Raw genomic sequence first — 24,515 nt, 5'->3', positions numbered from 1 at the left:
TTAAGCCCCGCTCCGCCGATGATACTGAGATAAAACTTGGAAAAGTAGGTAGCCGCCACAATATTAAAAAAGAAAGATATGCCTCCGTCCAATCGGAGGCATTCTTATTCGGGATGTAGCGTAGTCCGGTCATCGCGCCTGGTTTGGGACCAGGAGGTCGCAAGTTCGAATCTTGCCATCCCGACACTAAAAGCGTTCACTATTTAATTAGTGGACGCTTTTTTTATGCTCCTAAAGCCCAGATTTCTAAAATTTGGGAAAGTCTTGCATGGGGGGAATAGGTGGTGTAATTTTGGCTTTTAAAATTTATAAAATTTGACATTTAGCGCATAATTCATCTGATGATCTTATATAGTACCAAAAACCCACAGCTTAAAGCAAACCTTGAAGAAGCGGTATTCCGGAGTCTTCCCTCAGACAATGGATTATATATGCCTGAGTATGTTCCCAAGGTTTCAACCCGATTTCTAGAAGCTATTGAGCATTTATCGTTTAATGAAATTGCGTTTGAGGTTTCAAAAACCTTGCTAAATGATGATATTTCAGAAGCAGATATTCAAATGATTGTAGATAGAGCGTTTGATTTTGATGCTCCTGTTGTACCTATTGAAGAAAACATTCATTGTCTTGAGCTTTTTCATGGTCCTTCCATGGCCTTCAAGGATTTTGGGGCTCGATTTATGGCCTCCTTAATGTCTTATTTTTTAGTGCGTTCTCAAAAAGAAATACGGATTTTAGTGGCTACTTCTGGCGATACAGGTGGAGCCGTGGCGCAGGGATTTCATAACGTATCAGGCATAAGCGTCACAATATTGTATCCAAGCGGTAAAGTAAGTGATATACAGGAAAAGCAATTGACAACACTGGGCGGAAATGTTACAGCGCTTGAAGTGGATGGAACATTTGATGATTGTCAAGCATTGGTTAAACAGGCTTTTTTAGATGCAGAATTAACGCAAAAATATAATCTTGCTTCTGCCAATTCGATAAATATATCTCGTTTAATTCCTCAATCTTTTTATTATTTCAGGGCTTATGCTCAAGTAAAGCATTTAGGGCTTCCTGTTGTATTTTCGGTGCCCAGCGGAAATTTAGGAAACCTGAGTGCAGGTATTTTAGCATATAAAATGGGGCTTCCTGTAGAACATTTTGTAACAACGACTAACCGTAATAATGTAGTCCCTAATTATTTAGAAAATGGCGTTTACAATCCCGTTCCGTCTGTAGAGACTGTTTCCAATGCCATGGATGTAGGAAACCCGAGTAATTTTGTTCGGCTAACCCGTTTTTTTGGTGATGAATGGGAGCAGCTGAAAGAAGTTGTTTCAGGATTTTGGTTTAATGATGACCAAACCAAAGCCGCAATGCGTGATGTGTACGAGCGTGAGGGCTATTTGATGTGTCCTCATACGGCGGTTGCTTATTTAGGATTGAAGAAATACATGAATTTAACCCAAAAAGACCTAACAGGGGTATTTTTATCTACGGCGCATTACGCCAAGTTTCTCAATGTTGTGGAAGAAGCGCTTGGGACCGCTGATGTCGAAATTCCTGCGCGTTTGTCAGAATTGTTAAATAAAACTAAAGTGGCTACTCCGATGAGTACCCGTTTTGAAGATTTTAAAGATTATCTGCTGTCGTAGATTTAAAACAGGCATTTTGATAATGTATTTATAATATGCAAGTTATCGTTGCTCGAACTTCTGAACACTACTCTGCTGCCGTTATGCTATTCAAGGAGTATGCGTTAGGGTTAGGAATTGACTTAAAGTTTCAGAAATTTGATGATGAACTGCAAATACTATCTACCATGTACGGCCCTCCAACGGGGGAGCTATGGCTTATAAAGGCCAATGAGCAATTCGTAGGTTGTGCAGCGCTGAGGCAATTGGATAAACATACGTGTGAACTAAAGCGTATGTTTATCCAGCCCGCCTTTCGTGGGCTCCATTTGGGTGAGCAGCTCATGGAGGTGGCGATTGATACTGCGCGTAAGCTAGGTTATACGTCCATAAAACTGGATAGCCTTCGACGTTTAGCACCTGCCGTTAAATTATATCTTCGTTATGGATTTACCGAAATCCACCCTTACAACTTCAATCCTGAAGAAGACGTTGTTTATTTTGAGAAAAAGCTTTTAGGCTTATAACTTCATCACCAAAATTTTCCATTCATTTTGTTCTTTAACCGTTGGTCGTAAAATATATTTTATTACCTTGCATTGCATAGTACCTTTGATTCAACAATAAAACAAAGAAAAGATAAAGAGCATTGGCCAATTGACGTTAAAACGAAAATCAAGCAGTGCTCATCGCCTAAAATCCAACATCTTAACATTGCAAAGCCATGAACAGCAAACAATTGCGTCGTATTCCGAGTGAAGGAGTCCTTGGTGGGGTAGCCGCTGGCCTCGCCGATTATTTTGGTATAGATAAAGCCATAATGCGGGTCATATTTGTCGTATTAATGTTTTTTACCAAAGGATTTCCCATCATTTTAATTTATATTATTCTGTGGGCGGCGTTGCCTACTGGCGAGCCTACAGTGACCGTTATAGACCCAGAAAACGTTTATTTGAATAATCCGCAATCCAAAAAGGACTTTGGCAAAGGAGCTGAAATCATTGGCTATGGCCTGCTTATTATCGGTGGATTTATGCTTTTTGACCGTCTGTTCTATTGGATTGATTTAGAGCGATTTGTGCCAGCAGCGTTACTCATTGGTTTGGGTCTTTTCTTGATTTTGAGAACAACATCTCATAAATCAGCCACCACTTTTACGACCGATACAGAGCGGGCCACTCCTTCATGGACTGATTCAGCTCCTATCAATGATTGGGAGCCTCCAAAGACGACAACAACGTCGAAAGAATCAGAAACGCCCGATGGTTCTGAAGAGCCCAAAGTATAGATTTTCAAGCCTGTCGCCAATATCCTGCGGCAGGCTCGAAAATAATCCTCTAATAACCTATAAACTTTTTAACTCAAACTTCCTTTTGCCATGAACTATCAAAGCACTTTTTGGGGCGCGCTCCTTGTACTTATCGGCGGGCTACTGCTTATGCGTGAACTTTTCGATTGGTTTGATTTCGAGCGATTTTTTTGGCCAGTATTGTTTATTGCGGGTGGGGCACTCCTGATCTTTAAAGACAAACTTAAAAAAATATCTTAAGCCAGAAAGCCATGAAACAATCTTCAAATGCCCTGTTTTGGGGTACTTTTTTACTGGCTGTCGGACTGATACTCTTGGCCAAAACCCTCGGTTGGTTTCACATTGATTGGGGAATGACCTTACGCTTCTGGCCAGTATTGTTGGTATTGGCAGGTTTCAGCCTTTTACTGAAGCAAAGTTGGTCAGGAATTTTGACGGCCATTCTGATTGCGATTGCCATTCCATCGGCCATTATCAACGGAGCGAACAAAAAACTTCGTCACTGGAATGATGACGGAATTGAGTTTAATCTCCACGATTTTGATGATGACGATGATAACAATAATGAGGATGACGAGTATGACAAGCGCTCCCAGACGTATTCAAAGGACGGTGAAACGCATTTCTCCGAACCCCTGGCCGAGGGTACTACCGAAGCAACCCTTAATTTTGGGGCAGGTGCGGGAGAGTTTAAAATAGAAGGCACGACGTCTCAATTGGTGGAAGCCGACGCTGAAACTAAATTTGGCAACTATGTGCTGACAACTAAGCGGAACGAAAGCACGAAAATTAGCACGGTTAATTTTGAAATGGAAAGTAAAGATAGCACCAAGCGTGTTCGGATTAAGGATTTTGACAACATGGACAATCACGTCGAGATGCGACTGAGTGATAAGCCTGTTTGGTCATTTGACTTAGGTTTGGGAGCTGGAAAAGCTGAGTTTGATTTGTCGGAGTACAAAGTCAAAAAAGTTAAAATCGGAGCTGGTGCGGCAGAAGTTGATTTGAAATTGGGCGAAAAAATTGAAAATAACGCCGAAGTAAAAATTGACGCGGGGGTTGCCTCCATCGAAATCAATATTCCAGAATCAATTGGCTGTGAATTTACGGTAGACGGGGCTTTTAATTCTAAAGAGTTGGATAATTTTGAAAAAATAAGCGATGGACTTTATCGTACTTCCAATTATAATTCGGCTACCAAAAAAATCAAAGTATCATACAACGGTGGATTGTCAAAGTTAGAAATCAATCGGTATTAAATTAACACCAACAAATAATCCAAAAATGCTGCTGGTCAAAATAACTGGCAGCATTTTTGTTTTTTGTACCTTTGTCAATCACGCAACAAACAGCCCGTTTTTTCGTTTAAAATTGGCAAACATTCGCATTCTAATGAAAAATATACTGACCGCTACCGCTTTTTTTACAAGCGTTACCCTTTTTGCCCAAACGACGGCAAAAGACTTTACCATTTCGGGGACGGCCAAAAATCTTCAACCCAATGACAAGGTATACCTTGAAATTGCGGGTACTCAGCCACTTGTGAGAATAGACTCATCAAAAGTAGGGCCTGACAAACGCTTTACTTTTAAACGTAAAGAACTAGATGAAGGTACCGTGTACCAACTCAATCTTGCCAATGCACAACGGGTTATTGTGCTGATTGAAGGCGGAGAAACCATTGAGGTTGCGGCGGATGGAACGGAGAAAGGAGCAGCAAAAGTAAGCGGCTCTAAGAACAACGACTATTACCAGCAATTGATTGGCATGTATAAAGAGATGAACGAAAAGTCTCAGAAGTGGCAGGAAGAATATGCACAGGCCGAACAAAAGAAAGACAGTAAAAAAATAGCGAAAATTCAGCAGGATTTTGAAGCCGCAAGTCAGGGATTTACGGGAAAAGTTAAAAGCATGATTCCTGAAATGGGAACGTCGTTGGCAGCGTTGTTTGCGACCAATTTTCTGAATCCTGAAGTTGATTTTGCGACCATTGATGCGCTGGCAAAACGCTTTGAGGTAGAGCGCCCAACCATGAAACAGGCGCAGGTTTTTGTCGGAAATGCTAAACGTATGCGCGGAATTCAGATTGGCGATGCCGCCCCTGAAATTACGCTCAACAGCACGCAGGATAAACCAGTAAGTCTTTCTTCATTGAAAGGAAAGATTGTGTTGATTGATTTCTGGGCTTCTTGGTGTGGGCCATGCCGTCAGGAAAATCCGAATGTGGTGCGGGTTTATAACCGATTTAAAGACAAGGGGTTTGAAATCTTCAGTGTGTCGCTCGACCGCGACAAAGCAGCTTGGTTGAAAGCCATTGAAAAAGATGGATTGATTTGGCCAAGCCACGTTTCAGATTTAAAATATTGGCAGTCAATTGCGGCCCAAACTTACGGTGTCAATGCCATTCCTGCTACTTTCCTGTTGGATAAGGATGGAAAAGTAATTGATAAAAACCTACGCGGTGCCGCATTGGAGAAAAAGCTCGAAGAATTATTGAAGGTGAATAATTAAGAGTACGTCTAGTTCAGACGCTTTTTATGCTTTTCATCAAAACTTTTCAGGTTTTCAAAACTTGGAAAGTTTTTTTATTTTCAATGAAATCTTAATCTTTACATTCCAAGAAACAGAAAAATGTAAAACAGTAAATGTTAATAGTTAAAAGCCCAAAATGAGGCACTGAACCCCAAAAAACAATATTGTTTTACAATTATTACTAGACATAGACCTTTTACTTTCATGAAACTGCATTTCTACTCTCGCATACCTTTTTTTGTTGCTGTCTTGTATTTTTCGTCGTTTGCGGTGCAAGCCCAAACCTCTGATTTTACGGCAGAGCATGAGTTTACCCAAAACTGCGAAGGACCTTCTGTCGATTCAGATGGGTCGGTGTATGCTGTTAATTACATCATGGACGGTACCGTTGCCAAAATTTCCAAACGTAATAAAGCATCTATTTTTCTCACTTTGCCAAAAGGAAGCACAGGAAATGGGATTCGGTTTGGCAACGCTACGACCTTTTACGTAGCTGATTTTACGGGGCATAATGTTTTGAAAGTTGATGTTACAACCAAGCAAGTGAGTGTTTATTGTAACGAACCTAAGATGAATCAGCCAAATGATTTGGCTATTACAACAAATGGGCATATTTTTTGCTCAGATCCAAACTGGAAAGAAGGAACGGGGCAGGTTTGGCACGTGTCGCCAGAGGGCAAGGCACGAATCGTGGCGCCCGATATGGGAACAACCAACGGAATTGATGTAAGTCCAGATGAAAAGACACTGTACGTCAACGAAAGTGTCCAACGTAATGTTTGGGCCTTTGATTTGGCGGCCGATGGCTCTCTTTCCAATAAACGGCTGTTGCATAAATTTAGTGATGGTGGTATGGACGGAATGCGCTGTGATGCCAAAGGAAATCTGTACATTACAAGGCATGGCAAGGGCGAAGTAGCGGTAGTGTCGCCCGAAGGAAAAGTCATTAAAACGATTAGTACCAAGGGCAAAAGTGTTTCAAATATTTGCTTTGGAGGCAAAAAAGGCCGAACTTGCTACATCACTCTCCAAGATCGCGGTTGTCTCGAAACTTTTCAGGCAGAAGCTCCTGGACGGGAGTGGCTGATGATGAAAGCGTTTTCGGGAAAGAAATAAACCTATTCTATGTACAAGTTTTTAACTGTTTGTTTATCCTTAATTTCACCATTATTTTTGATGTCAGCGGATGCTCCTGGTGCCCAACTATTGACTTTGGGGCAGGCGTTTTTGCAGCTTAATGCGCAGATTAGGGAGCAAACCATTGAACCAGATTCGGCCCAGTTACGCTTTCGGTTGATTTTCAGTGAACTGCGCGAAGTAACCGACGGCTACCGTCAACAAACGTGCAGTGATTCTATTCGTTTTGTTTTTCCCATAAAATCATACGATGCTGAGCAAATCGGTGGAAATGGTTCAGGATACCGTCCGTTTGGCTTTAATCTATTTGACCATTCGGTACAGGGTAGCCACCCAGCCCATGATATATTTGTTTATGATCGCAATCAGGATAATTTGGATGACCAAACCGAACAGCCCATTGATGTACTGGCGATGCGCCCTGGTATTGTAGTGGCCACCGAATCTAACTGGAGCCCCGAAAGCACCTATCGAGGCGGTAATTTCGTGTGGATTTATGATCCGTGTTTGGATGGGTTGTTTTATTATGCACATCACAGCAAGGTAACGGTTCAAGTAGGTGATCAGGTGACGGCAGGGCAAAAAATTGCGGAGGTAGGAAGAACGGGCTTCAATGCTGCCAAACGCCGTTCAGGAACTCATTTACACCTTATGTATCTTCAGCTTACGCCCGAAGCTTTGCCGATGCCGCTCAATACATACGATTGGCTGGCATCTGCCGAAGTGATAAAATAAAAGGAGTCAAAGTGAACCCTTAACTCCTTTTGCATTCCATTATTTTCTGATTAAATCTCTGAGTTCGACTTGTAAGGGTTTGTTGTCGGGGAACTCTTGTGGTATCCATCGCTCCACTATTTTTCCTTGCGCATCAATCAGTACAAAAGGGTAGCGCATAGTAGAAGCATAGGCTTCTTTAAGCATTCGTGCATCATCGTCGGAGGCCCATAGATGCAATACACCCGGGCGTTTTTCGGTGGTTGGCTGCCACATTTCATACGTTGTTGCTGGGGTTACGTTGAGGTAGACGAAATTCAAACGGCCACGGTATTTTTCTTCCAAAGGTTTAAAATCATTTTCGTGCTGTTTTAGATTATAGCAGAAAGCAATACAAACAGGCTTGCCCCGCAGACTTGACAAAGTTACGGTGTTGCCATCGCGGTCAATAAGCATAAACTCGGGTGCCAGTGCGGCTACCTCCATTTTCTCTTTTGCTTCGATAGTACGTTTAAAATAAGGTACCAGAGCTGATTCTGGATACGTTTGCTCGTACTTGGCCAACAATGCACGGGCCGTGCTCATATTGCTCCGAAATGTGGTAGAATAATTGAGCCAATGGGTCAACAAATATTCTTTTTGTTTGGGATAACTCTGGAGTTCGTCGCTGCTCAGTTGATACGCCATTTGCACCGCCTCCGGGGATAATACATACCGCTTCGCGGAGTCGGTAGGATATTTTTGGATGACGGGTACTTGAATAAAATTGCGCAGCTCGTTGCGATAAACCTCACTTAGCAGGGCCGCATCGGGCATAATTTTAAAATTCTGAAGTGCTAGCTCCTGAATTTCTTTTCGTTGATTGGGTTTTAACTGCACACCCTGACTCTCACGGATTTTTTTGTCGGAAACTACGAGTTTAAGCAGATAAGGTTCTGTATTTGTAATGGCCGTCACGTAGGTTTCAAATGCTTCGTCGATGGGTTGTTGGCCCTTCAAAGTTTGCAAGCGTTGTTGACGTGCACGTTGTAGGCTGTCAACCTTGGTGAGAATGTGGAAATTATCAATTTGGGAAGGATTATACCCAAATTGGGGCAAATAATCATACATATTTTCCCGAAAATAATCTCTAAGGTACTCTTGGTAGCGGGCATTGGTTCCCGTAAAAGTTAGTGTTTTGTTGGGAGAAATGCCGATTGTCAGGTTATCATTTGGGCTGATGAACAGCAAATAATTTACACTTTCTTGGCTTTTATTGGCATTTATCATGCGTTTGTTGACGATATTCAATCGAACAACCTGCGGTTCTTTCAGTTCAAATTCGGTCTTTGCCCATTGTTTTGTACTGTCATCAAATACACCGATGTTTAGAAATTCTACGTCGGTAAGACCGATGGAAGGCGCATCAAGATAACGGACTTTCTCGGCCGTTAAAGACACAATAAAATCATTGTTTTGGGGCAATTTGAGCAGAATTTGAGCTGTTTGGGCCTTTGCCGTTAAGCTTAAAAAAAGGCAAAAAGCGAACAATTTTTTCGTCATAAAGATTTTTGTTAGTTGTATAGTGAGTTATTTGTTAGTTGTATAGTGAGTTAAATGTAGATACTTGCCGAAGGTGTTAACCAAATGACCCAAGATAATAAAACGAATAAGTTGACTAAAACGTGTCTTTTTGTTGCGTCAATTAAGTTTCGGCAGGTCCTAAAAGAGTACTGATTGGTTTCCATGACGGAATGTGGTCGGCAATCACTTTCAGGATGGCTGCAAAAGGTAAGAACAAAACCATGCCAGACACTCCCCATATCACTCCCCCGATAAATAAAGCAATGATGGATGCGAGTGTATTTACTTTCAATTGGCTACCAACGACCATCGGAAAAATGACATTGGCTTCCAAATATTGCACGACCCCAAACACAGCTACCACCGCCAAAGGATACCAAAGTGAATCGTAAGAAATCCAAGCAATCGAAATAGGCAACAGCGCTCCAACCATAATACCCACGTAAGGAATGATGGTCAAAATGGAGGTAATGAACCCAAACAAAATGGCGTACTCAATCCCGATGATGGCCAGCCCGATGGAGTTTAGAATACCGACTGATAGATAAACCAGCAGCAGCCCTTTGATGTAATTATGATAAGTTTGGACCGTTTGATGTGTAACCGAGTAGACAAGCTTTTGGTTTGATTCGCCAAAAAGTTCGTATAAAAATTTCATGATTAAACCGCGATAGTACAGAAACAACGCCGTGAATAAAGGAATCATGAAGGCGTTGAAAAGCAGATTGGCTGTTACATTAAACGTTCCTACCAAAACAACCCCAATTTTGGAGCCTGCTTCTGAGCCTGTTTTAATCAACCAATTATCCAACATTTTTTCGGTGAGATGAAAACGGAATCTAAGCCATTCCTGTATTTGAGGCCAATTTTCTTTGAATTTGGTAGTGATTTTGGGTACTTCTTTTTGAAACTCGTCCAATTGCCAAACCAATAATGTCACCAATGCGGCTACAATCAGGAAGACGATGGCTAAGCAAGCAGTGATGGCTAAACTGCGGGGCCATTTCCACCTTTCTAACTTCTGACAAAAAGGTGCCATGACGATAGCAACCAATAAACCAAAAGTCATGGGTATGGTAATGGATTGCGTAAAGTACATAAAGACAGCTACAAAAAAGACGATTTGAAGATACCGGACGCTTTGTTGAGTAGTTGGCATAACGAATATTTTTTTGACAATATTGGTAAAAAATCAGCAGAAGCCCTCTGATGAATATCAATGTCAGGATTTGAAAGTACAAAAAACGAAACAGCCGTTCTGCAACGGCTGTTTCGTTTTTATAGCATGAAAAGAGCAAGAGAGACGATTACTTGCCTGTATTTACGACCCCTGTGGGATTAAATTGAATCCATTCTAAACCAAACAAGCCTTTGTTTTCGGGAACGGATTGGGCGGTGGTGAACACAAGATAAACGTTGTGAAGCTTTTCATCGGGTCGACGAATAGACGCATTTAATACCCCTACTTTATTGTCGGGTACTTCTACTTCACCAATCAAAGCGCCCGTTGGGCTATCGAGTCGTACTTCGATTTTGCCACCTACTGTACGGCTTGGCTCGGCATAGACCATAAATGAAAGCGTACTGATGTCGGTCAAATCTATGTCTTTGTAAACCGCATAGCTGCCATTTTTAACGGGTGCCAGTACCTCGCTTTTGGTTGGCAATTCTACCTTGGTAGCATCCTTAACTTCGTCATTTTGCACCGCCTTCACTTTGGCGGGGCGCAGGGCTACCGTGGTGGTAGAAGTCTGTGGGCCTAAGTTAGCGTTCCCTTTGTCAGTATAGCTTGCCGTAAAAATATAAGAACCTTCTTTTTGCTTGGCCGCCGTTACGTATTCTCCTTTGACGGGTTTTTTATCGGGGCCTTTTTCGTTGGCCAACGACATAATGTAACGCACTATCTCCTTGGCGTCGTCTTTCTTAATTTGGGGGTGGGCACTCATGGCTTGCTCGCCCCAAACACCGCCGCCGCCATTGATGATTTTATCGGCAAGCATACTTACCACGTCGCGCTCTCTTTGGTATTTTTTTGCTACATCGCGATACGATGGGCCAATTGATTTTTTGTCAATGCTGTGACAGGCCATACAATCAGAAAGCTCCATAAGGCGTTTTCCCGTGGCAAATCCCAAATTTGCTTGGTGGCCCTGGGCCAGAATGGTCTTGTCAAATCCTTCCAAATAATCGATTGTTACGATGACATCCTCGGGGCTGATTTTCTTATTTGCCAAGCTACCGTCTTCTTTATCAGCCACTTTTACTTCGTAACTAACGGGTTTGTTTTCCCAATAAAAAGATTTATTACCTGCTACGGCTACTTCTACTTTTGGAGGCTCGTTGCCCACTTTTACTTCTACATTGCTTGACGAAACATTTCCTTTTGCGTCGGTTACTTTCAGCGTAGCGGTATAGGTACCAGGTTTTGTATAAGTAAAAGTTGGGTTTGGCAGGGTACTTTTAGGAAGACCTTTACCAAAACTCCACTCATAGGTGAGTGCATCCCCGTCATAATCTACCGTTCCTTTAGAAGAGAAAACGGCTTTCATGGGCGCTGCACCTGCTTTTTTGTTGACAGTGGCGGCGGCCACTGGCTTACGGTTTCCGGCATTGTACGTAATCCGCGACAAACGCGAATCGTCATTCTGGGCAAACCAAGTGTTTCCGTATTCCATGACGTACAACGAACCGTCAACGGCAAACTGCATGTCAATCGGGTGGCTAAACTTAGTGTTTGGCATGAAGGTTTCCATGCTTACAAAATCGCCTTCTTTGGTCATCGTAACGGGGTGAATCCAATCACGAATCCATTCGTATGCAAACAGTTTTCCATCATAATGGCGGGGGAATTTTACGTCATTTTCTGGATAGTCATCATAATAGTATACGGGCCCAGCCATGGCGTTGCGACCGCCTTTTCCCACGATGGGGCCAAATTCAGGTGACTCGGCATAAGGATAATAAATAAAGGCTTTTTGGGCAGGAGGCAATTCAATCAAACCCGTATTGTGCGGGGAGTCGTTGATGGGTTTTGCGGGGTCAAATCTTTCGCCCGATATTTTGGTTCCCATATCATAACGATTGTAGGCTCTATTGTCGGCCACAAATAGGGGATACCCAAAATAACCTGCTTTACGGGCCTGATTGACTTCATCGTACCCGCGCGACCCGCGCGTTTCACTGTCGTTGCCAGCATCTGGACCTACTTCGCCCCAGTACAGAAAACCAGTACGCTGGTCTACTGAAATACGGTAGGGGTTACGGTTTCCCATTATGTAGATTTCGGGGCGGGCTTTTTCGGTGCCTGGAGCAAAAAGATTCCCAGACGGGATGTCATATCCACCTTCGGCGCGGGGTTTGATGCGGAGGATTTTACCCCGTAAATCATTGGTGTTTGAAGAAGTAGAGCGACCGTCCCAGTTGGCTCTTCCGGGGCGTCCGTCGAGTGCGCCGTAGCCATCATTGCCAAAAGGGTTGATATCGTCGCCAGTAGAGAGATACAAATTGCCTTGCTTGTCCCACGCAATGGAGCCTCCAGTATGGCAGCAATCATTGCGTTTGACGGGGACGCGAAGCAGCACTTGCTCGGTACTCAGCAACAAAGTATCGCGCTCGGTATCGTACTTCATACGTACCAGCCGTTGTGAAGTGTCGGCCTCTGAAGAGACGGGAGAGTAGTATAAGTAAACCCACTTGTTTTGTTTGAAATCAGGATCAACGTTGATACCCATCAGGCCGTATTCTTGTTTGATATAAACAGGGATATTGCCTACAACTTTATAAGTATTTGGCTTTTTAGGATTATAAAGCTTTACTTTCCCTTTTCGCTCAGTAAACAGCACGCGGTGGTCGTCTAGTACAACCAGCTCGGTAGGCTCGTCTAATTTTTCAAGTAAAATGTTTTTTGTAAAACGATTTTCTTCGGGAAGGGCAGGGGATTGGGCTGAAACGGTACTACTTAGCAATGCGGCTAGCAATAGCGAACTACTACCCATACACATTGTTTTTTTCCAAAATGGATTTTCCATGAGGTCACTTATGTTTGTTATAATTTTAATACTAAAGTACAAAAGCACCGAAAACTAATGATGTAGCTGGTGTACATATAACGTTGAAAGTCTAAATGGTACTATTGGGCGCGTACAACGGAAAACTATTTTTTTTAAAAACGGTTTGTTTGATGAATTGTTTGGCCGCAGAAAAACTGTAATAGGTTGTATACCAAGCATTCTGTCTTTGTTTGAACTAATGAAAAAAATAAATCGTTTATTTATTGGATTTAGAATACAATTTAACCGATATTTGTCACGTTTTTTTCAAAAACCAAATACAAAAGTGGCACACACTCTCTCACATACTCGCTGCGCGCACATTACGCCATTTTTTTGTAGGTCCGAAAGGACACACTAATACTGTTTGCCTACGCGGCGAACGCTCTCGCCAGATTCTCGAAAATCGTTTCCTTTTTTTCTCAACACCAAAGCGGATTTGTTGTCTCCGCAGAGGATTCAATTCCAATAAATGACAATGTCAAACATCGAAATAGTAGCCAACGAGTACATCGTAGAAACAGCCGAAGACAAACACTTCCATCTCGCCGAAACCATCTGTAAAGAGATGGAAGAAAGTGCTAAACAACGCGGAACCGGAATCGCCAAACGCTCACCTGTGTATATTCAGGAAAAAATGGCCGAAGGCAAAGCCATCATCGCCACAACGTTGCTTGGTGAATGGGTTGGTTTTTGTTATATTGAGACCTGGGAGCATGGTAAGTTTGTGGCCAACTCTGGGTTGATTGTTCACCCTGATTACCGCAAAAGTGGTATCGCGAAAGCCATCAAAAGAAAGGCTTTCGAACTCTCGCGGACCAAATATCCAGAGGCCAAAATCATCGGAATTACGACCAGCTTGGCCGTGATGAAAATTAACTCAGATTTGGGATATGAGCCCGTTACGTTCAGTGAATTACCCGCCGATGACGCCTTTTGGAAAGGCTGTTCGAGCTGCGTAAATTATGACGTACTCACCCGGACCAACCGTAAAAACTGTCTTTGTACGGGGATGATGTATGACCCATTGCAAGTACCGAAAACGGAAAAAAAGGCACCTTGGGACTTTCTGAAAGAATCTAAATTGTACGAGCGCTGGATGCGTATCAAACAGCGGATTCTGTTGCGTCGCGAAATACGTGAAGCCAAAGCCCGTAAACGTCAGAACGAATTGGAGTTGGTACACTAGACTCCCTGTAAAGTACATACGGTCCTAATTGGTAATTTAAACTGCCAGTTAGGACCTTTTTTTTTAGTAACCTTGTCGTTATTCTCCTAACTTTGCGCTAAAATAGTGAGTATAACCTACCAATTTGTCAAAGGTAATGGTTGTCCAGATGGCGTGATTTTTACAAAACCTGCTTAATGGGTGGCCGCAAACAAAATAACATTAAAGAAGTCCATGTCTGAAAGTAAAAAAGTTGTTTTAGCGTTTAGCGGAGGTTTGGATACCTCTTTTTGCGTCAAATATTTGTCGGAAGACAAAGGCTACGAAATTTACTCCGTATTGGTGGATACGGGCGGTTTTTCGGACGAAGAACTGAAAGCGATTGAAGCCCGCGCGTATTCGTTGGGCGTCAAAAAACACGCGACTATTTCAAAAACGCAGGATTATTATCAGCAATGTATTAAATACCTCGTGTTTGGCAATATCCTCAAAAACAATACCTACCCGCTTTCGGTGAGTGCGGAGCGTATTTTTCAAGCCATTGCGGCTGCCGAGTACGCCAAAGAGATTGGTGCTGAGGCCATTGCGCACGGGAGTACGGGCGCTGGAAATGACCAAGTGCGGTTTGATATGGCGTTCCGTATCATTATGCCAGAAGCCGAAATCATTACCCCAATTCGGGATTTAAGGTTGTCGCGCGAGGCGGAAATTGATTATTTGAAATCAAAAGGTGTGGATCAAGAATGGCACAAAGCGGCCTATTCTATCAATAAAGGACTTTGGGGGACGTCGGTTGGCGGTAAAGAAACCCTCACATCAGATAAATATTTGCCCGAAAGCGCTTTTCCGACGCAAGTGAGCAAAACAGAAGCGGAACGCGTAACCCTGCAATTTGAAAAAGGAGAATTGGTTGGAATCAACGATACGGCTTATTCACCCGTGGAAGCCATCCAAAAATTGGCCGAAATCGCGGCGCCGTTTGGCATTGGGCGCGATATTCACGTGGGAGATACTATCATTGGTATCAAAGGCCGCGTAGGCTTTGAAGCAGCCGCGCCTTTGGTCATTATTAAAGCCCACCATACGCTCGAAAAACACGTATTGAGCGAGCAACAATTGTATTGGAAAGAACAACTGGCCAACTGGTACGGAAGCCTGCTGCACAAAGGTCAGTTTATGGAGCCTGTAATGCGAAATATTGAGACATTCTTAGCCGATACCCAACAGCACGTAACGGGCAAAGTGCACCTTACGTTGGCACCTTATCGTTTTTATGTGGAAGGAATTGAATCAAGTTACGATTTGATGTCGCCAGTGTTTGGAAGCTATGGCGAGATGAACAATGCTTGGACGGGCGATGATGTGCGGGGATTTGCCAAAGTCGCCTCCAATCAAGTGATGATTTATCAGAAAATCAGTGAGTTGAATCAGTAGACATCAGTGAGGATTTCAGGATTGACAAGCCTAGAATGCGGTCAATCCTGAAATCCTCACTCAAGAAATATCCCGACTGAATGAGAAAAAGTATACTTCTTTTTGTTGCCCTATTCTTGGTGTCGTTTTTAGTAAAAGCCCAAACCGAAGGCTGGGCTATCTGTAACAGTGGCGCCAATTTATATTTCAAAATCGTCGGGAGTGGGAGCCACGTATTGGTTGTAGGCGATGTGGGCAATTCGTCGGCTTACCTAAAAGATTTGATTAAAAAATTGTCTGAAACAAACCGCGTGGTTTATTATGACCCACGTGCTACGGGTAAAAGCCGTTTTCCCGTTATCAATGATTCAACGATTAACTTTACGAAAGCGGTTGCTGACATTGAAGCCCTTCGCATGGTGTTGAGAATTCCTAAATGGTCGGTGATTGCGCACGGCTTCGGAGCCAAAATTGCCTGTGCTTATGCTTCGCAGGCAGGAAACCACCTAGCGCAATTGGTGCTTATCAACCCCACCGCCATGACCGAATCGAAGCCCATGATGGCCAATAGCTATTTTGATAATTACGAAGAATACGGTTTTTCGCGCATGTTATCACAGGAGGTCATCAATCGGCGTTTTGAAGGGTTGCAACATCAACTCCAAACGCAAATAATGCCCACGGATTCTGTGGCGAGGGCCAGAGCGATTATGGCATTTCAGGCCGCTACTTACGTGCATGATACACTACATGAACCTATTGCTGCCGATTTTTTATACGAAAAAGTGCGTAACGTAGGGATTAAAAGCCGGGTAAGCACTAAATTTGTTCCTAACCCGCTTGATTGTATTACTGCTTTACGACAAAGAAACGTACCTGTGTTGGTGGTTGTATCGCGACAGCGCTATGACCTCAATAAATTGGTAAATTTTTGGAAAAAATCAGTTCCTAATGTCACAATCAGTTTGATTGACCGGGCGCATCATTTCCCTTGGTTAGACAATCCCGCCGCATTTTATGCGCAGGTAACTCCATTTTTACAACGATTTGTAGAGGAAACTTATGCCGAACAAAAAAAAGCTAGTCGTCCTGTCGGGCGCGGGAATCAGCGCGGAAAGCGGTATTAAAACATTTCGCGATTCGGATGGACTGTGGGAAGGGCACAGCATCGAAGACGTAGCCACCCCAGAAGGTTGGCGTCGCAATCCGCAATTGGTGCTGGATTTCTACAATGAACGTCGTAAACAGGGATTGGAGGCCGAGCCTAACGCCGCCCATTTGATTTTGGCGGAACTGGAAAAATACTTTGACGTTCAAATCATTACCCAAAACGTCGATAATCTGCACGAAAAAGCAGGCTCAACGAACGTACTCCATTTACACGGCGAATTGTACAAATCGCGCAGTACCAAAGACCCCTCGTTGGTGTACGACGTGGAAGGCTGGGAGCTGAAATTGGGCGATACCTGCGAACTTGGTAGTCAACTTCGCCCCAATATTGTGTGGTTCAGAGAAGAGGTTCCGATGATGGTAACCGCCGTTGAACTGGCCGAACAAGCTGATATTTTTATTGTGGTTGGCACGTCGTTAGTGGTATATCCTGCGGCAGGATTGGTATATTACGTACCTCCTCGGGTGCCGATTTTTGTGATAGACCCCAAAACCCCCGAAATGTCGGGTAGCACGAAATACGTGAAGTTTATTCAGGAAAAAGCCACGGTAGGCATGACAATGCTGAAGGAGAAATTATTGAAGGAGTATTTATGAAACTACTCGGTTTAAGAACGGTTATTTTCTCCGCCGCTGATTTAGAGGCGACCAAACAGTGGTACATTCAGGCATCATTTTGTTATTTAATAAAGTAAGCAGAGCTCTTCTGCGTCTTCAATATATCTTCCAATGCAACTATTAGACGGTAAAAAACTTTCTGCTGAAGTAAAAGCAGAAATCAAGGTAGAAGTAGATAAAATCAAAGCCAACGGCGGAAAAACCCCGCATTTGGCGGCTATTTTGGTGGGCAATAACGGCGCAAGCGAAACCTACGTAGCCTCAAAAATCAAAAGTTGTGAGGAAATCGGTTTTAAGTCAACCCTCATTAGCCTGCCCGATACCACCTCAGAAGCGGAGTTGCTTTCGCACATTCAGGATTTGAATTTCGACGATGATGTCGATGGCTTTATCGTGCAATTGCCGCTTCCTGCGCATATTTCAGAAAATACAATCATGGAAGCGGTTGCGCCCGAAAAAGACGTGGATGGTTTTCATCCTATCAACGTGGGCCGGATGTGTAAGGGCTTGCCCGCCTACATTTCAGCTACTCCTTACGGAATTTTGGAAATGCTCGAACGTTATAAAATAGAAACGGCTGGTAAACACTGTGTGGTGGTAGGGCGCAGTCAAATCGTGGGCTTGCCCATGAGTATTTTGATGCAGCGAAATGCCTATCCGGGCAATTGTACCGTCACAATTTGCCACAGCCGTACGCATAATCTGAAGGAAGTTTGTCAAAGTGCTGATATTTTGATTGCGGCCTTGGGTCGCCCCGAATTTATCACCGCCGACTACGTCAAAGAAGGGGCCGTGGTGATTGATGTGGGCATTACCCGCGTGCCAGATGCATCCAAAAAAAGTGGATTTGCCATCAAAGGCGACGTGAAGTTTGACGAAGTAGCACCTAAATCTGGTTACATTACGCCTGTGCCGGGTGGCGTGGGCTTGATGACCATTTGCGGCCTACTGACCAACACGCTGCTATCGTCCAAGAAAGCTATTTATAAATAAAGCTTAGACTATTAGGGTATTTATTTCAAAAAAGGCTGATTGATTCATTCAATCGGCCTTTTTTGAAAACGTATTTGGAGAGCGGACTTTTATCAGCTTGGCATGTAGTTCAAGTCATTGTTCCGTTTTAGCTTGATAATTCCCGTGGCGTTGAGGAATAAAATAAACGGATAAGTAGGGTCAAATTCGTGCCATTTTACACCAAAATTGGCGCGACCTCCGAGTTTGTGGTGGTTGTTGTGGTACGATTCGCCCATCATCAAAAAGTCAAAAGGAAGGAGGTTGCGGGCGGTGTCGTTTACTTTAAAATTGGTATAACCGTATTTGTGGGCGTACCAGTTGATAATCACCCCGTGAACGGGCCCCATCAAAAAGTGGATTGGCAACAACAAAAACATCCACCAAGCCGTGGCAAATTGTATATAAAACAAGGTGTATAATACGCCCCAACCAATGCGGATAACCCAATAATCGCCCAATCGTTCCATAAATGCCCAGTGGGGAACATCTTTTTTGAATTTGGCAGGAATACTATCTTCGCGGTGCAGTATATTGTTGTAGTAATTCTTTGTTTTCCACATCATATCCACCAAACTCGACGAAAAACTTGGTGAATGTGGGTCTTCTTCCGTGTCGGCATAAGCGTGGTGGAGGCGGTGCATTACTCCGTATGCATAAGGACTCAAAAATGAGGAACCTTGAAAAATAAAAGTGAGGGTGTAAAAAAACTTCTCCCAAAAAGGGCTCATAGTAAACATTTTGTGGGCGGCATAGCGGTGCAAAAAGAAGGTTTGCATCAAGAGAGATAAATACCAGTGGGCTACGAAAAATACAAGAACGTACATAGTTTAAAGATTGTGTTATCGGTAATGTATAGCAAAAGTACTAATGCCATTTCTTAAAAAAGATGAGTAAAATCAGTTCAAACCTTTTTTTTAAGGGTAAACCTCTCTACTTTTTACCATGGATTTTATAACGTTTCAATCGAGCCTGAAGGATTCACAACCTCCCAAAGACTGCACGCCAGTAGTACAAGCGCTTTGGTACGATGCCAAAGGAAATTGGGAAAAAGCGCACGACATTGCGCAGTCGCGGGAGGGTACCCGTGATTACGACCGTTTACACGCGTATCTGCACCGCAGGGAAGGAGATCAATGGAACGCGGGCTATTGGTACCGCCGCGCCCGTGCCGAAATGCCTACTTATACGCTGGAAAAAGAATGGGAAGAATTGGTGAAAGGGTGGCTGTAAAATATAGAAAGGTAGAAATAAACTGGGCAGAGGCAAGCCCTATCTATCCCTACTTTCTGGCGTAAAAATATAGATTGACGCTGGGTACGTTGCGGCGTTCGCTGAGGGTAAAATAACCCTTACCGTCTTTGTCAAAACACACGGCCTCGCCCTGCGGCTCAAAAATATAAGGCAAACTTTTGGTAGGATTACGGAGCAGTACGTCGCCTACTTTTTCTTCAACCTTGCGTTTCCAATAATAAATCGCGGTGTATCCTCTCACAATAATCTCTTTACCATTGGTGGAAATACTGCCTCCCGTCAAATCGCCGCCCACGGTCAAATTTCCTACTTTTTCGGCCATTATGACTTCACTAGTCGATTGAGGATAGGCAAGACGATACAAATGTGCTTGGCCTTCCCATTTAGAAACGATAAATAGGTCGCGGGTGAGGGGGTCGAGCAGCAATGTTTCGGCATCACGGGAGCCGTCTGGATAGCGAAACTGAATGCGGTCGTAGTTGGTGATGGTCGAGGTAAGACTGGCAGGTTCGGGAAAACGATAAATGCGTTTTATGTCTAGATTGATGGCATTGTCGCCGATGTCGCCCAAATACAGGTAGGTTTCGTTGGCTTGTGGGCCTGGGCCGATGGCAATGTCTTCCCAATCAAAATTGGTAAATGGGGTTTTTATTTTACCCGCAATCTGCCCCTCTCGGTTTAGTAAAAAGAGCTCATCGGGCGAGGCGGCGTCTTCGTGTGACCATAACAAACCGGGTTGTTTGAAACTATCAGCCAGTCCAGAAGCTTCGTCAAGGTCGTCGGCGGGCTGAACGGTCTTGGAGGTTGGTGTATCGGCAAAATTCTCAGATTCAGGGTCTACGGGTTTTTCTTTTCTTTTGCAAGATAAAAAAAACAGGACGAGTAATGCGGATAAAAAGAGTGGATTTTTCATTTCAATTTTTTAATGACAAATTCTACCCGTCGATTCAGCTGACGGGTTTCTTCACGGTTGTTATTGGCAATGGGACGCGTTGAGCCAAATCCGCGCCCGCTGATGCGTTGACTGGCAATTCCTTTCGAAACCAAAAATGCTTTGACGGATTCTACGCGCTGCCTCGACAGGGCCAGATTGAGGTCAAAGTCGCCCAAATTGTCGGTATGCCCGTGCAATTCGATTTCGGCGGCGGGGTTATCGCGCATAAACATCCACAAACGATTCAAGTCTTCTTCCGATTCGGGAAGCAGTTCGGGCATTCCCTGCACGAAGCGAATGTTTTTCAACACAATACTTTCACTGATTGTAACGGGTTTTAGGGTAAAAATAGTGCCGTTTTTTGATTTTTCGGTTAATTCCTTGGCCGTATAATGAATACTTGTTGGGAAAAAACCATCGGCTTCTACCATAAAATACACATCTTGACCCACTTCAAACGCGATTTTAAACAATCCATCGTCGGTCCCTTTGAGTCGTTGTTTTTCGATATTATTTTTATCCAATACCACCACCGTTGGCTGTTTGACGGGCTTTCGGGTCGTTTCGTTCTGCACTTGCCCACTCAGCACCAATGAGGGCTCTTTTGAGGGTAAATCATTGGCACTAGGGGGCGTTTTTGCTTGGGGCAGTGTGGTGGCGGGTAGAGGAGAGGTGGCTACGGGCTGAACGGTCGGCTTTTTGAGTACCGACTCGTTCAGTTTGAGGTAGCTTTTTTTTACTTCGGTAGGTTCTACTACGTAGTCGAAGATTTTGATGATAGCTACGGCCCCTGCACTGGCTTCTTCTTTGACGATGAGGTCGTCATGAAAAAAGTTCAACACACCGTCTTCGTCAATAACACCTTCGTTATTTTGGTCCGTAAATTCCACTTTAGACTCCCCATCCACGTACATTTTAAGTTGTTTGGTTTTTCCATTGCGCGAAATCACGTAGTGGGTGTATTCGTTGGCGCGCACGGGAGCGCGGGTACCCAAGGCAAAATTGTAGAAGTTGAGTTTGCCGTCGTAGATGTAACAGCCATGGTCCGACTTACGGTTTTTGAAATCAATGACGCGTTTCCAGCTATCGAGTGCCGAAAATTTGAAATAAATTTCGATGGTGTACGAATCCCTCAGAAAGCCGTTGGCGGCTCGGTTGTCAAATTGAAGGCCGTAATTTTTTTCAAATACGTAGACTGAGCGCTTGGCATTTTTGAGTTCGGGAAGCACATCTTCTTGAAATATACCTGTTTCTTTCAGTACTTTCAGGGGTGGCAATTGCCCCGATTCTTCTTCCAGATTTTTCTCAAACTGATATACACCCACCCGTTGAGCGTAAGTGCCTTGAGAAATCACCCAAAAAAATAAACACCAAAGAAGTCGATTCATTCAATAAAAACAGTTGGTACAAATACCCTTTGCCATTAGTAACGAACAAAAATAGGGGTAAATTAGCTTCAAGGGCGTTTTTTTTATTTAATGAAACACTCCCAAACCGCCGCTGTGGAGTCAACGATAGCTTGGGAGTCAGGTTGTTCTAAAATTTAATGATAAATTATTCTTCGAGTAAAAACGGCAGGTCGTATTCACGGATGATGGGCGCTTTTTTGCTCCGCACTTTTACTTCAACCCGGGCTTTGGGTGTTTCGTCGATGATTAAATAATTCTTGATGTAGGTATCTTCGTAGGTTGTCCAAGAATTGTCGGCAATAAGGTATTCCTGAACGTTTTGTTTTTGGGCCTGATACGCCCAGCGCTCGACATGAAGCGGTTCAAAATTGACGATGGAAGTACCGCCCGCAATGGTATACCACACCTGAATGCCCGGCACGCCACGGTTGCCCATTTCGGTGTTATACTCTACATAAATACGTAGGATGCCGTTGTCTTCAAGGTCACGAACCTCAAATTCGTCTATTTTTGTTTTGATGTTTGACATGGCTATCGGGGTTTGATTATTAATGCTTAACAAATCGAATGTTTTCAAAAGGCATGAAATAATTGGGTAGGCAAGTAAGCGTGTCGTTGTCCAATGTAAAATCAACGCCTTTAAAACTCACCTTCTCCAACGAAGGGTTAAGGCCTACTTCAAAGTAGTTGTTGTCGTTGGTTTCAGATTTTATTTCGCTGGCGATGTCTGGAAATAGCTCGTGCTGGAGGTAAATTCGGTCAATGTACCCGTCGTTTAGGTGCAATTCTCCCTTTTTATTTACAAACTCTACTGATTTTTCCTGCCCTCTAAAAACAATCGCTTTTACATATTGCGCCAACATCGGATTTGGGGCTACTACTTTGATGGTGTAGCCTTTGCCAATCTTACTTTGTTTGGTGATATTAAAATCCTTGCCAGCCTCTTTGCTGCTTTTGAGCTTGATGGTTTTGCCATCTACGGTGTAGGTACCTTGGGCAAATCGGTCGACCGCACCATACACGTAGAAAAATTCAAACGTACCTTGCTCCGTTAAGGTAAATCCTGCGGCCATGTCATGAATACCCGTCAATCGGTATTCGCCCGCTACTTTTGTCTGTGCCATGCTGTTAAAATGGATAAATAATGAGATAAAAAAGAAAAAGAGGGTTTTCATGACTAAAAGAAATGCTTCGTAACGGTCATTTGTACCTATTTTTGGCTGTTTTGATGATACAAAATTGTATGATGAAATTCGGCTGCCGAAACGAATGAGTATGAGGTGCGTAAAAAAACAAGTGAAGTGCCGAAAATGAGGAGGTAAGGCGTAAAACCAGACGACAAAATGGAGAATGAACAGATAGAAGGCTGCTAAAAGTAAAGGCGCCGTAGATGGTGGCTAAGAATGCACTAAGAGGTTGAAGTAAGTAATCAACTCAAAAGATGGGTATATACTCTATTTAGGTGTCTTCACAGACCTGAGAAAGGATGCACGCAAAGACGCTGCTCTTGAGCGCCCTTGCGTGAACTTTGTATTTTTATGCTTCTTCTTTCTTCATCGACTTTTTGAAGCTTTTCAAGCCCTGCAATGGCGTATAATGATCGCTTTTTTTGGGATAATAGCCCGTGCCGTTATAGACCCGTTTGTTGGGGCTGCATTTACATTCTTCGGAGCATGCCCCTTCCATTTTCCAGCCGCAGTCTTCACACATTGCTACGTGGATGTTGCAGTCGTTGTTGGCGCAGTTGACCATACGGTCGGAGGCAGTGCCGCACACGTAGCATTTTGAAATCACTTTAGGATTGACGTGGTTGACATCTACCGTCAGGCGATTGTCGAATACGTAGCATTTTCCTTCAAAATCTTCTCCGCCTGCTTCCAAGCCATATTTGATAATGCCTCCGTGGAGTTGATAAACGTTGTCAAAGCCTTGGTCCAATAGGTACGCACTGGCTTTTTCGCACTTGATACCGCCCGTACAATAGGTTACGATTTTTTTGCCTTGTCCTTTGAGGTGCTCGATTTCCTGGATATGGTCGGGAAGCTCGCGCAGGTTTTCCATGTCAAACGTAATGGCTCCTTTAAATTTACCTACACTGTGTTCGTAGTTGGAGCGCATATCAATCACCACCAAATCAGGGTCTTCCTGCAACATCTGCTTAAATTCGGCGGGCTCTAAGTGGGTTCCCGTTTGTTTCAAGGGATCAACTGGTAGGTCTGAATTAACAATTTCTTCTTTTAGTCGCACGTGCAGTTTCTGGAACGCGTGCGCTTCGTGGTATTCCACTTTAAAGTCAACTGTGGCAAAACGTGGGTCTTCTTTCACCCATTTCATATAGGCTTCGCAATCGGCCACCAACCCCGATACGGTTCCGTTGAGCCCTTCGGGAGCGATGATGATACGGCCAAGCAAATTATTATTTACGCAAAACTCGTGCTGCGCATCACGATACGCCTCGGGATCTTCGATGGGCACGTATTGATAATACAAAAGGACACTGTAAGGCTTCATCACAAAAAAACGGTTGTTTGTTACGCAAACGGTTGGCCATTTGCTCTTTTTCAATCAGTTAAAAGAAAAATTGACCAGATAAGTTTCCTGCAAAAATACAA

At 43.6% G+C, this 24,515-nt stretch carries 23 protein-coding genes and 1 tRNA gene; 15 read left to right on the top strand and 9 right to left on the bottom strand.

Annotated elements, in window-relative coordinates:
• Nucleotides 1-109: 109 nt before the first annotated feature.
• From GVN20_RS16445 to GVN20_RS16405, 9 genes are all read left to right on the top strand, one after another.
• A tRNA-Pro gene (locus tag GVN20_RS16445) sits at nucleotides 110-184 on the top strand.
• A 157-nt stretch (nucleotides 185-341) separates the two neighbouring features.
• Complete coding sequence (thrC, locus tag GVN20_RS16440) at nucleotides 342-1,643, top strand: threonine synthase (protein ID WP_166559385.1); 1,302 nt, start codon at nucleotides 342-344, stop codon at nucleotides 1,641-1,643.
• A gap of 35 nt (nucleotides 1,644-1,678) precedes the next feature.
• Nucleotides 1,679-2,149, top strand: coding sequence for a GNAT family N-acetyltransferase (locus GVN20_RS16435; RefSeq protein ID WP_166559384.1), 471 nt, complete (start codon nucleotides 1,679-1,681; stop codon nucleotides 2,147-2,149).
• A gap of 197 nt (nucleotides 2,150-2,346) precedes the next feature.
• Nucleotides 2,347-2,910 (top strand): PspC domain-containing protein, encoded by a 564-nt coding sequence (locus GVN20_RS16430; protein ID WP_166559383.1) that lies wholly within the window; start codon nucleotides 2,347-2,349, stop codon nucleotides 2,908-2,910.
• Nucleotides 2,911-3,000: 90 nt separating this feature from the next.
• A complete protein-coding gene (locus GVN20_RS16425) occupies nucleotides 3,001-3,171 on the top strand; it encodes a LiaI-LiaF-like domain-containing protein (protein WP_166559382.1) in 171 nt (56 codons plus the stop codon).
• 11 nt (nucleotides 3,172-3,182) lie between these two features.
• Nucleotides 3,183-4,190, top strand: coding sequence for a LiaI-LiaF-like domain-containing protein (locus GVN20_RS16420; protein ID WP_166559381.1), 1,008 nt, complete (start codon nucleotides 3,183-3,185; stop codon nucleotides 4,188-4,190).
• A 133-nt stretch (nucleotides 4,191-4,323) separates the two neighbouring features.
• On the top strand, nucleotides 4,324-5,442 hold the full coding sequence (locus tag GVN20_RS16415) for a TlpA disulfide reductase family protein (protein WP_166559380.1): 1,119 nt from the start codon (nucleotides 4,324-4,326) through the stop codon (nucleotides 5,440-5,442).
• A 225-nt stretch (nucleotides 5,443-5,667) separates the two neighbouring features.
• Complete coding sequence (locus GVN20_RS16410; RefSeq protein WP_166559379.1) at nucleotides 5,668-6,579, top strand: SMP-30/gluconolactonase/LRE family protein; 912 nt, start codon at nucleotides 5,668-5,670, stop codon at nucleotides 6,577-6,579.
• A gap of 60 nt (nucleotides 6,580-6,639) precedes the next feature.
• Nucleotides 6,640-7,335, top strand: coding sequence for a M23 family metallopeptidase (locus tag GVN20_RS16405; protein WP_229599086.1), 696 nt, complete (start codon nucleotides 6,640-6,642; stop codon nucleotides 7,333-7,335).
• A gap of 39 nt (nucleotides 7,336-7,374) precedes the next feature.
• On the opposite strand, the gene GVN20_RS16400 is transcribed toward GVN20_RS16405, so the two are convergent.
• From GVN20_RS16400 to GVN20_RS16390, 3 genes are all read right to left on the bottom strand, one after another.
• Nucleotides 7,375-8,856 carry a hypothetical protein gene (locus GVN20_RS16400; protein WP_166559377.1) on the bottom strand — a complete coding sequence of 494 codons (1,482 nt, stop codon included), beginning with the start codon at nucleotides 8,854-8,856 and terminating at the stop codon, nucleotides 7,375-7,377.
• A gap of 142 nt (nucleotides 8,857-8,998) precedes the next feature.
• Nucleotides 8,999-10,036 carry an AI-2E family transporter gene (locus GVN20_RS16395; RefSeq protein ID WP_166559376.1) on the bottom strand — a complete coding sequence of 346 codons (1,038 nt, stop codon included), beginning with the start codon at nucleotides 10,034-10,036 and terminating at the stop codon, nucleotides 8,999-9,001.
• A gap of 148 nt (nucleotides 10,037-10,184) precedes the next feature.
• The gene (locus tag GVN20_RS16390) at nucleotides 10,185-12,905 is read right to left on the bottom strand and encodes a PQQ-dependent sugar dehydrogenase (protein ID WP_166559375.1); all 2,721 of its coding nucleotides are present in this window, start codon (nucleotides 12,903-12,905) and stop codon (nucleotides 10,185-10,187) included.
• A gap of 499 nt (nucleotides 12,906-13,404) precedes the next feature.
• On the opposite strand from GVN20_RS16390, the gene GVN20_RS16385 reads away from it, so the two are divergent.
• The 5 genes from GVN20_RS16385 (at nucleotide 13,405) to folD (ending at nucleotide 18,288) form a co-directional block, all read left to right on the top strand.
• The gene (locus GVN20_RS16385; protein ID WP_166559374.1) at nucleotides 13,405-14,115 is read left to right on the top strand and encodes a GNAT family N-acetyltransferase; all 711 of its coding nucleotides are present in this window, start codon (nucleotides 13,405-13,407) and stop codon (nucleotides 14,113-14,115) included.
• Between the two features lie 213 nt (nucleotides 14,116-14,328).
• Nucleotides 14,329-15,528 carry an argininosuccinate synthase gene (gene argG, locus GVN20_RS16380; RefSeq protein WP_166559373.1) on the top strand — a complete coding sequence of 400 codons (1,200 nt, stop codon included), beginning with the start codon at nucleotides 14,329-14,331 and terminating at the stop codon, nucleotides 15,526-15,528.
• Between the two features lie 80 nt (nucleotides 15,529-15,608).
• On the top strand, nucleotides 15,609-16,634 hold the full coding sequence (locus tag GVN20_RS16375; protein WP_166559372.1) for an alpha/beta fold hydrolase: 1,026 nt from the start codon (nucleotides 15,609-15,611) through the stop codon (nucleotides 16,632-16,634).
• Nucleotides 16,570-17,274 carry an NAD-dependent deacylase gene (locus GVN20_RS16370; protein WP_166559371.1) on the top strand — a complete coding sequence of 235 codons (705 nt, stop codon included), beginning with the start codon at nucleotides 16,570-16,572 and terminating at the stop codon, nucleotides 17,272-17,274. Before GVN20_RS16375 ends, GVN20_RS16370 begins: the two co-directional genes overlap by 65 nt.
• Before the next feature lie 132 nt (nucleotides 17,275-17,406).
• Complete coding sequence (gene folD, locus GVN20_RS16365; protein ID WP_166559370.1) at nucleotides 17,407-18,288, top strand: bifunctional methylenetetrahydrofolate dehydrogenase/methenyltetrahydrofolate cyclohydrolase FolD; 882 nt, start codon at nucleotides 17,407-17,409, stop codon at nucleotides 18,286-18,288.
• A 92-nt stretch (nucleotides 18,289-18,380) separates the two neighbouring features.
• Here folD and GVN20_RS16360 read toward each other — a convergent pair whose 3' ends face one another.
• Nucleotides 18,381-19,133: an acyl-CoA desaturase gene (locus GVN20_RS16360; protein WP_166559369.1), complete on the bottom strand. Its 753-nt coding sequence runs from the start codon at nucleotides 19,131-19,133 to the stop codon at nucleotides 18,381-18,383.
• A 118-nt stretch (nucleotides 19,134-19,251) separates the two neighbouring features.
• Between GVN20_RS16360 and GVN20_RS16355 the strand changes: the two genes are divergently transcribed.
• Entirely contained in the window at nucleotides 19,252-19,539 is a 288-nt protein-coding gene (locus GVN20_RS16355) for a hypothetical protein (RefSeq protein WP_166559368.1), read from the top strand.
• Between the two features lie 49 nt (nucleotides 19,540-19,588).
• On the opposite strand, the gene GVN20_RS16350 is transcribed toward GVN20_RS16355, so the two are convergent.
• The 5 genes from GVN20_RS16350 to GVN20_RS16330 all read right to left on the bottom strand — a co-directional run bounded on the left by GVN20_RS16350 (nucleotide 19,589) and on the right by GVN20_RS16330 (nucleotide 24,414).
• Entirely contained in the window at nucleotides 19,589-20,473 is an 885-nt protein-coding gene (locus tag GVN20_RS16350) for a PE-PGRS family protein (protein ID WP_166559367.1), read from the bottom strand.
• On the bottom strand, nucleotides 20,470-21,882 hold the full coding sequence (locus tag GVN20_RS16345; RefSeq protein WP_166559366.1) for an OmpA family protein: 1,413 nt from the start codon (nucleotides 21,880-21,882) through the stop codon (nucleotides 20,470-20,472). The genes GVN20_RS16350 and GVN20_RS16345 overlap by 4 nt, the downstream gene beginning before the upstream one ends.
• Before the next feature lie 166 nt (nucleotides 21,883-22,048).
• Nucleotides 22,049-22,432 carry a hypothetical protein gene (locus GVN20_RS16340; RefSeq protein ID WP_166559365.1) on the bottom strand — a complete coding sequence of 128 codons (384 nt, stop codon included), beginning with the start codon at nucleotides 22,430-22,432 and terminating at the stop codon, nucleotides 22,049-22,051.
• A 19-nt stretch (nucleotides 22,433-22,451) separates the two neighbouring features.
• On the bottom strand, nucleotides 22,452-23,027 hold the full coding sequence (locus GVN20_RS16335; protein WP_166559364.1) for a hypothetical protein: 576 nt from the start codon (nucleotides 23,025-23,027) through the stop codon (nucleotides 22,452-22,454).
• A 412-nt stretch (nucleotides 23,028-23,439) separates the two neighbouring features.
• Complete coding sequence (locus tag GVN20_RS16330; RefSeq protein WP_166559363.1) at nucleotides 23,440-24,414, bottom strand: rhodanese-related sulfurtransferase; 975 nt, start codon at nucleotides 24,412-24,414, stop codon at nucleotides 23,440-23,442.
• Nucleotides 24,415-24,515 lie beyond the last annotated feature (101 nt).

The organism is Runella sp. CRIBMP (assembly GCF_009905605.1).
GTDB lineage: Bacteria > Bacteroidota > Bacteroidia > Cytophagales > Spirosomataceae > Runella.
The sequence above is the reverse complement of the archived record's forward strand: the minus strand, read 5'-3'. Positions and strand labels throughout refer to the sequence as shown.

Bases quoted from the DNA above. Each gene is read 5' to 3' on its own strand.
- GVN20_RS16370 (WP_166559371.1), top strand. From the start codon at position 16,570: ATGCCGAACAAAAAAAAGCTAGTCGTCCTGTCGGGCGCGGGAATCAGC.
- GVN20_RS16335 (WP_166559364.1), bottom strand. From the start codon at position 23,027: ATGGCACAGACAAAAGTAGCGGGCGAATACCGATTGACGGGTATTCAT.
- GVN20_RS16385 (WP_166559374.1), top strand. From the start codon at position 13,405: ATGTCAAACATCGAAATAGTAGCCAACGAGTACATCGTAGAAACAGCC.
- GVN20_RS16345 (WP_166559366.1), bottom strand. From the start codon at position 21,882: ATGAATCGACTTCTTTGGTGTTTATTTTTTTGGGTGATTTCTCAAGGC.
- GVN20_RS16355 (WP_166559368.1), top strand. From the start codon at position 19,252: ATGGATTTTATAACGTTTCAATCGAGCCTGAAGGATTCACAACCTCCC.
- GVN20_RS16425 (WP_166559382.1), top strand. From the start codon at position 3,001: ATGAACTATCAAAGCACTTTTTGGGGCGCGCTCCTTGTACTTATCGGC.
- GVN20_RS16400 (WP_166559377.1), bottom strand. From the start codon at position 8,856: ATGACGAAAAAATTGTTCGCTTTTTGCCTTTTTTTAAGCTTAACGGCA.
- GVN20_RS16415 (WP_166559380.1), top strand. From the start codon at position 4,324: ATGAAAAATATACTGACCGCTACCGCTTTTTTTACAAGCGTTACCCTT.
- GVN20_RS16435 (WP_166559384.1), top strand. From the start codon at position 1,679: ATGCAAGTTATCGTTGCTCGAACTTCTGAACACTACTCTGCTGCCGTT.
- GVN20_RS16360 (WP_166559369.1), bottom strand. From the start codon at position 19,133: ATGTACGTTCTTGTATTTTTCGTAGCCCACTGGTATTTATCTCTCTTG.
- folD (WP_166559370.1), top strand. From the start codon at position 17,407: ATGCAACTATTAGACGGTAAAAAACTTTCTGCTGAAGTAAAAGCAGAA.
- GVN20_RS16410 (WP_166559379.1), top strand. From the start codon at position 5,668: ATGAAACTGCATTTCTACTCTCGCATACCTTTTTTTGTTGCTGTCTTG.
- GVN20_RS16390 (WP_166559375.1), bottom strand. From the start codon at position 12,905: ATGGAAAATCCATTTTGGAAAAAAACAATGTGTATGGGTAGTAGTTCG.
- GVN20_RS16405 (WP_229599086.1), top strand. From the start codon at position 6,640: ATGTCAGCGGATGCTCCTGGTGCCCAACTATTGACTTTGGGGCAGGCG.
- GVN20_RS16350 (WP_166559367.1), bottom strand. From the start codon at position 20,473: ATGAAAAATCCACTCTTTTTATCCGCATTACTCGTCCTGTTTTTTTTA.
- GVN20_RS16330 (WP_166559363.1), bottom strand. From the start codon at position 24,414: ATGAAGCCTTACAGTGTCCTTTTGTATTATCAATACGTGCCCATCGAA.
- thrC (WP_166559385.1), top strand. From the start codon at position 342: ATGATCTTATATAGTACCAAAAACCCACAGCTTAAAGCAAACCTTGAA.
- GVN20_RS16395 (WP_166559376.1), bottom strand. From the start codon at position 10,036: ATGCCAACTACTCAACAAAGCGTCCGGTATCTTCAAATCGTCTTTTTT.
- argG (WP_166559373.1), top strand. From the start codon at position 14,329: ATGTCTGAAAGTAAAAAAGTTGTTTTAGCGTTTAGCGGAGGTTTGGAT.
- GVN20_RS16420 (WP_166559381.1), top strand. From the start codon at position 3,183: ATGAAACAATCTTCAAATGCCCTGTTTTGGGGTACTTTTTTACTGGCT.
- GVN20_RS16340 (WP_166559365.1), bottom strand. From the start codon at position 22,432: ATGTCAAACATCAAAACAAAAATAGACGAATTTGAGGTTCGTGACCTT.
- GVN20_RS16375 (WP_166559372.1), top strand. From the start codon at position 15,609: ATGAGAAAAAGTATACTTCTTTTTGTTGCCCTATTCTTGGTGTCGTTT.
- GVN20_RS16430 (WP_166559383.1), top strand. From the start codon at position 2,347: ATGAACAGCAAACAATTGCGTCGTATTCCGAGTGAAGGAGTCCTTGGT.